At 64.3% G+C, this 12,134-nt stretch carries 11 protein-coding genes; 1 reads left to right on the plus strand and 10 read right to left on the minus strand.

What is annotated here, in order from left to right:
* Nucleotides 1-30 precede the first annotated feature (30 nt).
* Entirely contained in the window at nt 31-861 is an 831-nt protein-coding gene (nudC, locus tag ABOC32_RS12940) for an NAD(+) diphosphatase (RefSeq protein WP_426811297.1), read from the plus strand.
* On the opposite strand, the gene ABOC32_RS12945 is transcribed toward nudC, so the two are convergent.
* The 10 genes from ABOC32_RS12945 to ABOC32_RS12990 all read right to left on the minus strand — a co-directional run bounded on the left by ABOC32_RS12945 (nt 829) and on the right by ABOC32_RS12990 (nt 11,967).
* The gene (locus tag ABOC32_RS12945; protein WP_426811298.1) at nt 829-1,608 is read right to left on the minus strand and encodes a TSUP family transporter; all 780 of its coding nucleotides are present in this window, start codon (nt 1,606-1,608) and stop codon (nt 829-831) included. The genes nudC and ABOC32_RS12945 overlap by 33 nt on opposite strands.
* A gap of 201 nt (nt 1,609-1,809) precedes the next feature.
* Complete coding sequence (locus ABOC32_RS12950; RefSeq protein ID WP_426811299.1) at nt 1,810-2,640, minus strand: alpha/beta fold hydrolase; 831 nt, start codon at nt 2,638-2,640, stop codon at nt 1,810-1,812.
* 80 nt (nt 2,641-2,720) lie between these two features.
* Nucleotides 2,721-4,010 carry an NAD(P)/FAD-dependent oxidoreductase gene (locus ABOC32_RS12955; protein ID WP_426811300.1) on the minus strand — a complete coding sequence of 430 codons (1,290 nt, stop codon included), beginning with the start codon at nt 4,008-4,010 and terminating at the stop codon, nt 2,721-2,723.
* 235 nt (nt 4,011-4,245) lie between these two features.
* Nucleotides 4,246-6,207, minus strand: a complete 1,962-nt coding sequence (locus ABOC32_RS12960) for a DNA topoisomerase III (protein WP_426811597.1) — start codon at nt 6,205-6,207, stop codon at nt 4,246-4,248.
* 228 nt (nt 6,208-6,435) lie between these two features.
* Nucleotides 6,436-6,864: a GNAT family N-acetyltransferase gene (locus tag ABOC32_RS12965; RefSeq protein ID WP_043199458.1), complete on the minus strand. Its 429-nt coding sequence runs from the start codon at nt 6,862-6,864 to the stop codon at nt 6,436-6,438.
* Nucleotides 6,857-8,023, minus strand: a complete 1,167-nt coding sequence (locus ABOC32_RS12970; protein ID WP_234226947.1) for a cupin domain-containing protein — start codon at nt 8,021-8,023, stop codon at nt 6,857-6,859. The genes ABOC32_RS12965 and ABOC32_RS12970 overlap by 8 nt, the downstream gene beginning before the upstream one ends.
* Nucleotides 8,024-8,104: 81 nt before the next feature.
* Nucleotides 8,105-9,475: an adenylosuccinate lyase gene (purB, locus tag ABOC32_RS12975; RefSeq protein ID WP_041167991.1), complete on the minus strand. Its 1,371-nt coding sequence runs from the start codon at nt 9,473-9,475 to the stop codon at nt 8,105-8,107.
* 246 nt (nt 9,476-9,721) lie between these two features.
* On the minus strand, nt 9,722-10,348 hold the full coding sequence (gene hflD, locus ABOC32_RS12980; protein WP_086978344.1) for a high frequency lysogenization protein HflD: 627 nt from the start codon (nt 10,346-10,348) through the stop codon (nt 9,722-9,724).
* The gene (mnmA, locus tag ABOC32_RS12985) at nt 10,345-11,469 is read right to left on the minus strand and encodes a tRNA 2-thiouridine(34) synthase MnmA (RefSeq protein WP_426811301.1); all 1,125 of its coding nucleotides are present in this window, start codon (nt 11,467-11,469) and stop codon (nt 10,345-10,347) included. The genes hflD and mnmA overlap by 4 nt, the downstream gene beginning before the upstream one ends.
* A gap of 57 nt (nt 11,470-11,526) precedes the next feature.
* Nucleotides 11,527-11,967: an NUDIX hydrolase gene (locus tag ABOC32_RS12990; RefSeq protein WP_426811302.1), complete on the minus strand. Its 441-nt coding sequence runs from the start codon at nt 11,965-11,967 to the stop codon at nt 11,527-11,529.
* Nucleotides 11,968-12,134 lie beyond the last annotated feature (167 nt).

Genomic DNA, 12,134 nt, shown 5'->3' on the forward strand with positions numbered 1-12,134 from the left:
CGGGGGACGCGCAGTCAAGGAACCCCCGACATGTCAGCACGCTGGACTACTGCAGTACTCGACCCGCAGATCACCGGGGGCGTGGCCGTCGCCCGCAGCCCCGAAGGGTTTCTGGTGGACGACAACGGCGCGCTGTTCCCCCGCGACTGGCTCAAGCGCCAGGACCTCGATGTGCTGTGCGAGCACGGCATCGGCCATTTCGACGGCCAGCCGGTGTTCCTGCTGGAGCTGCGCAGCGCCACTGACGTGCCCGGCTGCCACTGGCGCGGGCTGCGCGCCTTCATGCTCGAAGGCGACTTCGACACCTACAAAGTGCTGGGTTATGCCGCGCAGATCGGCACCTGGGCCCGCGAGCACCGTTTCTGCGGTAGCTGTGGCCAGGCGATGACGCAAATTCGCTGGGAGCGGGCGATGTACTGCCAGCCGTGCGACCTGCGCAGCTACCCGCGTATTTCGCCGAGCATGATCGTGCTGGTGACCCGTGGCGATGACATCTTGCTGGCGCGCTCGCCGCGCTTCGTCACCGGGGTGTACAGCACCTTGGCGGGCTTTGCCGAGCCGGGTGAGTCGGCCGAAGACTGCCTGGTGCGCGAAGTGCGAGAAGAGGTGGCGGTGGAGGTGCAGAACATCCAGTACGTCGGCAGCCAGTGCTGGCCGTTCCCGCACTCGATGATGCTGGGCTTTCATGCCGAATACGCGGGGGGCGATATCGTCATGCAGCCGGACGAGATCGAGGACGCCCAGTGGTTCAGCGTCCACGCCCTGCCGCCGCTGCCGGCCGGGCGGTCCATTGCCCGCTATCTGATCGATTTGTATGTGGCGCGCCGTTTAGGCCTGCCCGAACCAGTGCTGCCACGCTAGGCGCACGGTCAACGCCAGCACCACGGTGATGAACACCGGGCGGATGAACTTGCTGCCGCCGCTGATCGCCGTGCGTGCGCCGAAAAAGGCGCCGACCATCACCGACAGGCCCATGCACAGGCCGACGATGTAGTCCACCTGCCCGGAAATGATGAACACCGTCAGCGCTGCAATGTTGCTGACGAAGTTCATGCTGCGCGCCACGCCGCTGGCGCGGACCAAGTCGATGGGGTACAGCAGCAGGGTGCTGACCGTCCAGAACGCCCCGGTACCCGGGCCGGCCACGCCGTCGTAGAAGCCCAGGGTGAAGCCTTGCGGCACTTGCCACTTCTTCTTGATCGGCGCATCGGCATCCAGCGGCGCCTTGGGTGTGCCGCCGAACAGCAGGTAGATGCCACAGGCGAAGACGATCACCGGCAGCATCTTGTTCAGCCATTCGGCTGGCATGTAGTGGGCGATGACTGCGCCGATCAACGCCCCGGTCAAGGTGGCGAACAATGCCGGGCGCCATTGCGCCGGGTGGAACAGTTTGCGCTTGTAGTAGGTGAAGCCGGCGGTGGCCGAACCAAAGGTGGAGCTGAGCTTGTTGGTGCCCAGCACCAGGTGCGGCGGCATGCCGGCGGTGAGCAGCGCCGGGGTGGTGAGCAGGCCGCCGCCACCGGCGATGGCATCGATGAAACCGGCGACGAAGGCGACCAGGGCCAGGATCAGCAGGGTTAGGGGTTCTACGGTGAGTTCGAAGGGCATGGGGTCTTGGCAGGCAGGGAGGCAAGGGGCGGCAAAGGGCCGCGCTAGAAGGGAGACATGGTAATCCTGGGGGAGGTGGGTTGCCAGTGCCGGCCTCTTCGCGGGTGAACCCGCTCCCACAGGTCCAGCGTAGAACCTGAGGGCAGCGCTGTACCTGTGGGAGCGGGTTTACCCGCGAAAGGGCCGTTACAGGTGATCACATCAGCTACGGATAAACGCCAGCAAATCCGCATTGATCACATCGGCATGGGTAGTCGGCATGCCATGCGGGTAGCCCTTGTAGGTCTTCAGCGTGCCATTGGGCAGCAACTTGGCCGACAGCACCCCGGAGTTTTCATACGGCACGATCTGGTCATCATCCCCATGCATCACCAGCACCGGCTGCTGGATGCCCTTCAGGTCTTCAGTAAAGTCCGTCTGGGAAAACGCCACGATGCCATCGTAATGGGCCTTGGCGCTGCCGATCATGCCTTGGCGCCACCAGTTGGCGATGATGCCTTCGCTGGCTTCGACACCGGGTCGGTTGTAGCCGTAGAACGGCCCGGCTGGCACATCCCGGTAAAACTGCGCCCGGTTGCTGGCGACCTGGGCCTGGAAATCGTCGAACACCGACTTGGGCAGGCCGCCGGGGTTGCCGGGCGTTTGCACCATCAATGGCGGTACGGCGGCGATCAGCACGGCTTTGGCCACCTTGTCCTCAGGGTGACGGGCCATGTAACGCACCACTTCGCCACCCCCGGTCGAGTGGCCGACATGCACGGCGCCCTGGGTGCCCAGGTGGGCAACCACGGCGGCCACGTCATCGGCGTAGTGATCCATGTCGTGGCCGTCCCCTACCTGGCTGGAGCGGCCATGGCCACGCCGGTCGTGGGCCACCACGCGGTAGCCCTGGGCGAGGAAGAACAGCATCTGCGCGTCCCAGTCGTCGGCACTGAGCGGCCAGCCGTGGTGGAAATGGATCACCGGCGCGTCGCGCGGGCCCCAGTCCTTGTAGTAAATCTGTACGCCGTCTTTCGTGGTTACATGGCTCATGGTCGGGTCTCCTGTGTGCAGGAACCTAAGGGAGCTATTGAGAATAGGAGAGATTTCAGAGCAGCAACCCCCCGGCTGTCTCAGACACGGTCGCGCATTCTGTACCAGGCTTTGGCGGCAGCCTCCAGCGGTGCTGCCAGCAGATCGCCGCCGGGGAAGCGGCCGTTGTCGATGCCTTGGTACAGCGCCAACAGGTCTTCCTCGCCAAGAATGGCATCGCTGACCGCCCGCGCCGCGGCCAGGGTCGGCAGAACGCCATGGCCGGAGAAGCCCTGCAGCCAATAGCGCTGGCCCTCGCGGCCGACGTCCGGGGTGCGCTGGATGCTGCAATCGATATGGCCGCCCCATGCATAGTCGATGGCCACCCCGGCCAGTTGCGGGAACACCCGCTCCAGGTAGGGGCGGGTGGCGCTGGCGACGTCCTTGGGAATACCGCCCAGGTAAGTGCAGCCGCCGCCGAACAGCAGGCGGTGATCCGGGGTGAGGCGGAAGTAGTCCGGCACAAACTGGTTGTCGATCACGCAGCTGTTGCGCGGCAGCAGCGACTGGGCGAAGTCGGCGTCCAGTGGCGCGGTGGCCACCTGATAGGAGCCGACCGGCAACAGGCGGCGCGACAGACCACGGTCGAGGCGGTCGATGTACGCGTTACAGGCCAGTACTAACACCTGGCAGCGCACTTCGCCATTTTCGGTACGGGCGATATAGCCGTTGCCGGCCTGTTGATAGTTGAGTACCCGGCTCTGTTCGTAGATGCGCCCACCACCGGCTTCGATGGCGCTGGCGAGGCCTTGGGCCAGCTTCAGCGGGTTGAGGTGGGCGCCTTTGGCGTCATACAGCGCAGCCTGGTAGCGCGGGCTGTCGATCCATTGCGGCAGCTCGTCGCGGCCAATCAGGCGCAGGGCGTCGTAGCCCCATTTGTGTTCGGCGTCGTGCAGGGCTTCTTCAAGCATCTTCACCCGGCGCGGCAGTACGGCGGTCCACAGGCTGCCCAGCCGGTAGTCGATATCGAAACCATGGCGCCCGGGCAACTCGCGCATTTCGTCGGCGGCCCAGCACATGCTGGCCCACAGGCGCTGGGTGCGTTCGACCCCCAAGGCCTTTTCCAGTGGCGGCATGTCGCACGACCAGCCCAGCAGTGCCTGGCCGCCATTGCGCCCGGAGGCAGCCCAAGCGACCCGGCTAGCCTCCAGCAACGTTACGCGCTTACCGGCCTGGGTCAGGCGCAGGGCAGTGTGCAGGCCGCTGAAACCGGCGCCGATGATCAGCACGTCGGTGTCGTGGGTGCCTTGCAGGGTAGGGCGCAGCGGGATGTTGGCGGGGTAGGTCTGGGCGTAGTAGCTGGCGACGTGCTGGGCGGATTGTTTGAACATGCAGAAGCCTCGTGAAAATTATTGTGATTATTTTCATGAAAACTTAGCAGGGAAATTTCATGGTGCCAATGTGTCGGGCAAGGTTTTGGTCTGCCTGTTGTTAATGTGCTGCTTGGTCTGGCCTTTTCGCGGGTGAACCCGCTCCCACAGGGATCCCCGAGTTTTTCAGATTTGATGTAGGACCTGTGGGAGCGGGTTTACCCGCGAAGAGGCCGGGCCTGAAATTGCATAAACCTCAGGTTGTCGCTTTTTTCCGGGGCTGACGCGGCTTGCTCGCTGCCGACTTGCTTCCGGTCGCTTTGCTTTTTCCACTGCCACCGCGACGCTTCTTCTTCCAGGGCGGCGCTGCCCCGGCTGCCGGCCCGCTGATGGTCATGCGCATGCCGCTGCAACGCTCGACCAGCTTGCCCATCCACGCCGACTGCCGGGCCACGAATTCTTCGAGGCTCATCTCGCCGCTTTGCACCATGTCCAGCGCCTGCTCCCAGATCGCCGTGGTACCAGGGTCGGCAATGGCGCGGGGGACGGCATCGATCAGGCTGAAGGCCGCAGGCGTGGCCGCCAGCGCTTTGCCGTTTTTTACCAGATAGCCCCGGTCGAGCAGGCCCTGGATGATGCTGGCGCGAGTGGCCTCGGTGCCGATGCCGGTGGTTTCCTTAAGCTTCTGCTTCAGGCGCGGGTCGTCCACCAGCTTGGCCACGTTTTTCATTGCCTTGATCAGGTCGCCTTCAGTAAACGGCTTGGGCGGCTGGGTCCACAGGTCTTTCAGTTGCAGGCCTTGCACGGTGCAGTCCTGGCCTTCGCGCAGCGCAGGCAGCACCTGGGCCGGTGGCGCCTCTCGGCCTTTGGCCGGGGTCAGCGCTTCGGGCAGGGCGCGGCGCCAGCCTGGCTCGACGATCTGCTTGCCCACCGCGCGCAGGGCATGGCCGGCGCAGTCGAAATCGGCCTGGGTGCGATCATATTCGTGGTTGGGCAGGAACTGCGCCAGGTAGCGGGCGCGGATCAGGGTATACACCGCCTTGTGCTTGGCCGGCAGACGCGACGGGTCGCTGGCAGCGGCAGTAGGGATGATGCCGTGGTGGGCGCTGACCTTGGCGTCGTTCCACGCCCGCGAACGGCGCTGCGGCTCCAGGTGGGGCTGCAGCGGCGCGAGGCTGGCATCGGCCCGTTGCAGGGCGGCGAGGATGGCCGGCGCTTCGGCGTGCTGGCTCAGCGGCAGGTATCCGCAGTCACTGCGCGGGTAGGTGATGAGCTTGTGGGTCTCGTACAGGGCCTGCGCAATGTCGAGGGTTTCCTGGGCGCCGAGGCCGAACTTTTTCGAGCACAGCTCTTGCAGGGTGCCGAGGTCGAAGAGCAGGGGCGCGGCTTCACGCACGCGCTCGGTGGTCACCTTCACGGCTCGGGCCGTGCCGGCATTAGCGATGGCGGCGGCGGCCTGTTGCGCCAAACCCTGGTTCAGGCAGCGGCCCTGGTCGTCGCAGGCGTCCTCGGGCGCACGCCACTGGGCGTTGAAACCCTGGCCTGCATGTTCAAGCTTTACATCGATAGCCCAGAACGGCACCGGCACGAAGTCGGCGATGCTGCGGTCGCGGTCGACTACCAGGCGCAAGGTGGGGGTTTGCACCCGGCCTACCGGTAGCACGCCCTGGTAGCCGGATTGGCGGCCAAGCAGGGTGAACAGCCGGCTCATGTTCATGCCGATCAGCCAGTCGGCGCGGGAGCGGCCCAGCGCCGAGTGGTAAAGGTTGAACGTTTCGTGGCCTGGCAGCAGGCGTGCCAGGGCCTTGCGGATGGAGGTGTCATCCAGCGCCGACAACCAAAGGCGCTGCACCGGGCCGCGGTAGCGGCAATGCTCGACCAGTTCGCGGGCAATCATTTCGCCTTCGCGGTCGGCGTCGGTGGCAATTACCAGTTCCCGCGCTTCGCCGAGCAGGCGCTTCACCGCCTTGAACTGGCTGGCGGTCTTGGGCTTGACCAGCATCTTCCATTTGTCGGGGATGATCGGCAGGTCGGCCAGGTTCCAGCGTTTGTAGCGTTCGTCGTAGCTGTCGGGCGGGGCGGTTTCCAGCAGATGGCCGATGCACCAGGTTACGCAGACGTCGGTGCCTTGCCAGCAGCCGTCGCCCTTGCGGGTGGCGCCGAGCACTTTGGCGATGTCTTTTGCCTGTGAGGGTTTTTCGCAGAGGAACAGGCGCATGGCCGGGAACGCTTCATCGGGGGTGATGGGCACTAGGATGCGCAAGCAGGGGCGCGGAGGCAAGTTTTATCTGGATGGATGTACAGGTTTTTGTGAGTAGGGGTGTCATTGTCCTGTTCCGGCCTCTTCGCGGGTGAACCCGCTCCCACAGGGACCGCACAGCATTTGGAAACTGTGGGGTCCCTGTGGGAGCGGGGTTGCCCGCGAAGGGGCCGGTGCAGTTATGGATCAGACGCGCGAGTCGCGCACCATGTCCACGTGCGGGATACCGGCTTCGAGGAATTCCTCGCTGACTACGCGAAAGCCAAGCCGCTCGTAGAACGGCGTGGCGTGCACCTGGGCGCTGAGCATCTGCTGCTTCAGGTCGCGGTCCTGCGCTTCCACGATCACGGCGTTCATCAGTGCGTCACCCACCTTCAGGCCGCGCCAGTCTTTCAGTACCGACACTCGACCGATGGTGCCGTCTGGCAGCAGGCGGGCGGTGCCGATCGGGTAGTCGCCTTCCAGGGCCAGGAAATGTGCGGCGCTCGAGTCATCCGCGTCCCACTCCAACTCCGGCGGCACGTGCTGTTCGGCAATGAACACGGCCTCGCGGATGCGGCGAATGTCGGCGTTGTCTTTCTGCCAGTCGGCGAGTCGAACGCTGATCTTATTCATTGGCGAATCCCAGGCTTCCTTGTTTGACCAGCTGCTGTAGAAGCATAAGGCCATCTTCGTCCTGCAGCCAGTCTGCGAGGTTGTCGATGTGCAGGGCGTCAGCCGCGCACACCAGCTTCAGCAGCTCGCGCAGTTTGCCTGGCAGCGGGCAGCTGCGGCCGCTGGCGAACAGCAGCAGGTCGTCTTCGAACTCCGACCAGGCCATGCGGGCGCTCGGGTTGCGGATCAGGATGGCGCCTTGCTCGAGGGCGTCCACCAGCTCTTCCTCGCTCAGCTCTTCGCCAACGATCTGCTCGGGGTAGCGCGGCTCGGTCATGAACTGGCCGAACCAGGTCAGCAGCAGGTCCTTGTCGCCCATGTGCTTCTCGAGCAGAGCTTTAAGGCGGTCGAGGGCGTCGTGCTGGATCTGGTGCGGGTCGCTGACCGGCTGGGCGTCGGCGTCACTGTAGCGCTCTTCGTCCGGCAGGAACTGGCCGAGGAAGTCGGTGAAGTGGGTCAGCACTTCGGCGGCGCTTGGCGCGCGGAAGCCGACCGAGTAGGTCAGGCAGTCGTCCACGGCCACGCCGTAGTGGGCCAGACGTGGTGGCAGGTAGAGCATGTCACCTGGCTCCAGGGTCCACTCTTCGCTCTGCTCGAATTCGGCAAGGATACGCAGGTCGGCGTGCTCCAGCAGCGGGCTGTCGCTGCTGCACATCTGGCCGATCTTCCAGTTGCGCTCGCCGTGGCCTTGCAGCAGGAACACGTCGTAGTTGTCGAAGTGCGGACCAACGCTGCCACCAGGGGCGGCGAAGCTGATCATCACATCGTCGATACGCCAGCTGGGCAGGAAGCGGAAGTTTTCCAGCAGTTCGGCCACTTCCGGGACGAACTGGTCTACCGCTTGTACCAGCAGGGTCCAGTCTTTTTCCGGCAGCTCGGCGAAGGTGTCTTCGTTGAACGGGCCGCGGCGCAGTTCCCACGGGTGCGCGCCGTGCTCGAGCACGATACGCGACTCGACTTCCTCTTCCAGGGCCAGGCCAGCCAGTTCGTCGGGGTCGATCGGGCTGATGAAGTCCGGGAAGGCCTGGCGCACCAGCAGGGGCTTCTTCTGCCAGTAGTCGCGCATGAATTCGCGGGCCGAGATGCCGCCGAGCAGCTGCAGTGGAGTATCAGGATTCATGTTCAACCTATTGAAAAAACGTAATTTTCGTCCGGGAATAAAAACGCCCGGCCAGGCCGGGCGTTGCACGCGACGGTCAGCTTAGATGCGTTTGGCCTGGGCTGCCGCGTTACCGATGTAGGTAGCGGGGGTCAACTGCTTGAGCTCTGCCTTGGCTTCGGCTGGCATATCGAGGCCGTCGATGAAGGTGAGCAGCGCGTCCGGGGTGATGCCCTTGCCACGGGTCAGCTCCTTGAGCTTCTCGTAGGGGTTTTCGATGTTGAAGCGGCGCATCACGGTCTGGATCGGCTCGGCCAGCACTTCCCAGCAGGCGTCCAGGTCGGCGGCGATGCGGGCTTCGTTGACTTCCAGCTTGCCGATGCCTTTGAGGCTGGCTTCGTAGGCAATGACGCTGTGGGCGAAGCCCACGCCCAGGTTGCGCAGCACGGTGGAGTCGGTCAGGTCGCGCTGCCAGCGCGAGATCGGCAGCTTGCTGGCCAGGTGCTGGAACAGCGCGTTGGCGATACCCAGGTTGCCTTCGGAGTTTTCGAAGTCGATCGGGTTGACCTTGTGCGGCATGGTCGAGGAGCCGATTTCGCCGGCAACGGTTCTCTGCTTGAAGTAGCCCAGCGAGATGTAGCCCCACACGTCACGGTCGAAGTCGATCAGGATGGTGTTGAAGCGGGCGATGGCGTCGAACAGCTCGGCGATGTAGTCGTGCGGCTCGATCTGGGTGGTGTACGGGTTGAACTGCAGGCCCAGCTCGTCTTCGATGAAGGCGCGGGCGTTTTCTTCCCAGTCGATCTGCGAGTAGGCCGACAGGTGGGCGTTGTAGTTGCCCACGGCGCCGTTGATCTTGCCCAGCAGTGGTACCGCAGCGACCTGGGCGATCTGGCGCTCCAGGCGGTACACGACGTTGGCCAGTTCTTTACCCAGGGTGGTCGGCGAAGCCGGCTGGCCGTGGGTGCGCGACAGCATCGGCACATCGGCGTGGGCGTGGGCCAGGGCGCGGATGGCGTCGGCGATCTGGCGCATCAGCGGCAGCAGCACGTCGTCACGGCCGGCGCGCAGCATCAGGGCGTGGGACAGGTTGTTGATGTCCTCGCTGGTGCAGGCGAAGTGGATGAACTCGCTGACCTTGGCCAGCTCAGGCAGCTTGGCGGCCTGCTCCTTGAGGAGATATTCGATCGCCTTGACGTCGTGGTTGGTGGTGCGCTCGATTTCCTTGACGCGCTCGGCGTGCTCAAGTTTGAAATCGGTGGCCAGGTTGTCCAGCAGTGCGTTGGCTTCGGCGGAGAACGCCGGCACTTCGCCGATCTGCGGGTGGGCGGCCAGGCGCTGCAGCCAGCGCACTTCGACCAGGGCGCGGAAACGGATCAGGCCGAATTCGCTGAAAATGGGGCGCAAGGCCTGGGTTTTGCCGGCATAACGGCCGTCTACAGGGGAAACCGCAGTGAGCGAAGAAAGCTGCATGGGGTGTTCTCGGACAGTCAGGCTTTTGGAGGGCGCATATCATACATGAAAAATGCGCCTGGGTCGGGTGGCTGACCAAAGGTCGGGCCTATAAAACCATGTTGCGGTCACAGTGTAGGAGCAGCCTTGTGCTGCGAATGGGCTGCGCAGCAGCCCCGACAATTTGTGCCAAGGCCAAAATCCTTGGGCTGCTCTGCTGCCCATTCGCAGCGCAAGGCTGCTCCTACACAGGGTTTGTGTCGCCTGTCAGGAAGGCGAACGCATCATGTCGTACAGCTCGTTCAGCAGCTTGCGCCGGCTGAACACCAGCTGCCAGCGGTGGCCGCCCAGCTGGCGCCACAGGCGGGCGGCGCGGATGCCGGCCAGCAGCAGGGCGCGGATTTTCGAGGCGTTGTTTGGCTGCTGCAGGAAGCGCATGTCGCCATGCACCTGAATGCGCTGACGCAAGGTACTCAGGGTGTCCTGGTACAAGGCTCCACTGGAAGCAATAACGTTTTCATGAACCAGGCCAAAATGGTCAGCCTGGGACTGGATTTGCGGCAGGCGGTTACCGATGGTGTCGAGCAGGTCGCCACGTTTGTTCAACTGGCGCTCCAGCCCCAGCATCGACAGGGCGTAGCGCAATGGCTCGCGCTGCAGGCTGTTGGGGTCGCGCTCCAGGGCGCCGATCAGCGCGCGGTAGCCGTCGCGCAGGTTAAGGTCGTCACCGCCGAACACCTCCAGGGTGTCCTTGGGGTCACGTACCAGCAGGCTACCAAGCATGCAGCCGATGTTGGCCTCACTGGCCTGGCCGGTGCGGGCGATGCGGTCCACCAGCACAGCGGCCTGAAACACGCCGCCCAACGCAATCAGCTGCTCCTGCAGGTTGCTCATGCGCGCGGGCTCCACGGCTCGGCGGCTTCGATCACACCGCCGCCCAGGCACACTTCACCGTCGTAGAACACCACCGACTGGCCGGGGGTTACGGCGCGCTGGGGCTCGTCGAACACCGCGCGGTAGCCGCTGGCCGTAAGTTCCAGGGTGCACTGCTGGTCGCTCTGGCGGTAGCGTACCTTGGCGGTGAGCTGGCGCGGGCTGCTGAGGTCGATGGGGTTGACCCAGAAGATTTCCGAGGCGAGCAGGGCGCGGGAGAACAGCCAAGGGTGTTCGTTACCCTGGCCGACCACCAGCACATTGCGGGTCAGGTCCTTGTGCAACACGTACCATGGCTCGTCACTGGCATCCTTCAGGCCGCCAATGCCCAGGCCCTGGCGCTGGCCGATGGTGTGGTACATCAGGCCATGGTGGCGGCCGATCACTTCACCGTCGGTGGTTTCGATTTCGCCCGGCTGGGCTGGCAGGTACTGCTTGAGGAAGTCGCTGAAGCGGCGCTCGCCAATGAAGCAGATGCCCGTGGAGTCCTTTTTCTTGGCGGTGGCCAGGCCGTGCTTTTCGGCGATGGCGCGCACTTCGGGTTTTTCCAGCTCGCCGACCGGGAACAGGGTACGGGCGATTTCCTTGCCGCCGACGGCGTGCAGGAAGTAGCTCTGGTCCTTGTTCGGGTCCAGGCCCTTGAGCAGTTCGGTGAGCGCGCCAGTGTCGCGGCGGCGCACGTAGTGGCCGGTGGCGATCAGGTCGGCACCCAGCGACAGGGCGTAGTCGAGGAACGCCTTGAACTTGATTTCGCGGTTGCAGAGGATGTCCGGGTTGGGCGTGCGGCCGGCCTTGTACTCTTCAAGGAAGTGCTCGAACACATTGTCCCAGTATTCGGCGGCGAAGTTGGCGGTGTGCAGCTTGATGCCGATGCGGTCGCACACGGCCTGGGCGTCGGCCAGGTCTTCACGGGCGGTGCAGTATTCGGTGCCGTCGTCTTCTTCCCAGTTCTTCATGAACAGCCCTTCCACCTGGTAGCCCTGCTCGATGAGCAGAAGGGCGGAGACGGAAGAGTCCACGCCGCCGGACATGCCGACGATGACGCGGGTCTTGGCGGGGTCTTTGAGTGCTGGGCTGGTCATGGGTACCGGTGTGTATCAAGGGAAAAACGTCGATTCTATCAAACCCGTGGCGACGCGTCAGTCGCGGAGCAGGGTAAGGCTGTGCAAGGTGCCGTTGAGGTAGTCGTCCAGGCAACGCGGCACCAGCTCGCTGCGCCAGCGGGCCGGGTCGGCCAGCAGCTCGTCGCGGGTCAGCCACACGGCGCGAACGATGTCGCTGTCCAGCGCCAGGTCGGCGTGGTGGCGTACCGGGCGGGCGGCGAAGCAGATGCGCTGGTAGGTCACACCGTTGCTGGGGGCGGTGTACAGGTAGATGCCGACCACGCCGGTGAGTTCGACTTCCCAGGCGGTTTCTTCCAGGGTTTCGCGCAGGGCGGCCTGGGGCAGGGTCTCAAAGGGTTCGAGGTGGCCGGCGGGTTGGTTGAAGACGTGCTGGCCGGCTTTGAATTCTTCGACGAAGAGGAACTTGCCATCGTGCTCGACGATGGTGGCTACGGTGATGTGGGGTTGCCAGGTCATTGATGTGTCCTTTTTGAATGACTGGGGCTGCTTTGCAGCCCTTCGCGGGCACGCCCGCTCCCACAAGTACTGTGCAGGTCTCAAAGACAGCACTTCTCCTGTGGGAGCGGGCGTGCCCGCGAAGGGCCGCAAAGCGGCCCCATTTCCCAGAAAGCAAAAACCCCGGT

The sequence above is a fragment of the Pseudomonas sp. WOUb67 genome (assembly GCF_050058005.1).
Taxonomy (GTDB): domain Bacteria; phylum Pseudomonadota; class Gammaproteobacteria; order Pseudomonadales; family Pseudomonadaceae; genus Aquipseudomonas; species Aquipseudomonas putida_R.

Bases quoted from the DNA above. Each gene is read 5' to 3' on its own strand.
- nudC (WP_426811297.1), top strand. From the start codon at position 31: ATGTCAGCACGCTGGACTACTGCAGTACTCGACCCGCAGATCACCGGG.
- ABOC32_RS12945 (WP_426811298.1), bottom strand. From the start codon at position 1,608: ATGCCCTTCGAACTCACCGTAGAACCCCTAACCCTGCTGATCCTGGCC.
- ABOC32_RS12950 (WP_426811299.1), bottom strand. From the start codon at position 2,640: ATGAGCCATGTAACCACGAAAGACGGCGTACAGATTTACTACAAGGAC.
- ABOC32_RS12955 (WP_426811300.1), bottom strand. From the start codon at position 4,010: ATGTTCAAACAATCCGCCCAGCACGTCGCCAGCTACTACGCCCAGACC.
- ABOC32_RS12960 (WP_426811597.1), bottom strand. From the start codon at position 6,207: ATGCGCCTGTTCCTCTGCGAAAAACCCTCACAGGCAAAAGACATCGCC.
- ABOC32_RS12965 (WP_043199458.1), bottom strand. From the start codon at position 6,864: ATGAATAAGATCAGCGTTCGACTCGCCGACTGGCAGAAAGACAACGCC.
- ABOC32_RS12970 (WP_234226947.1), bottom strand. From the start codon at position 8,023: ATGAATCCTGATACTCCACTGCAGCTGCTCGGCGGCATCTCGGCCCGC.
- purB (WP_041167991.1), bottom strand. From the start codon at position 9,475: ATGCAGCTTTCTTCGCTCACTGCGGTTTCCCCTGTAGACGGCCGTTAT.
- hflD (WP_086978344.1), bottom strand. From the start codon at position 10,348: ATGAGCAACCTGCAGGAGCAGCTGATTGCGTTGGGCGGCGTGTTTCAG.
- mnmA (WP_426811301.1), bottom strand. From the start codon at position 11,469: ATGACCAGCCCAGCACTCAAAGACCCCGCCAAGACCCGCGTCATCGTC.
- ABOC32_RS12990 (WP_426811302.1), bottom strand. From the start codon at position 11,967: ATGACCTGGCAACCCCACATCACCGTAGCCACCATCGTCGAGCACGAT.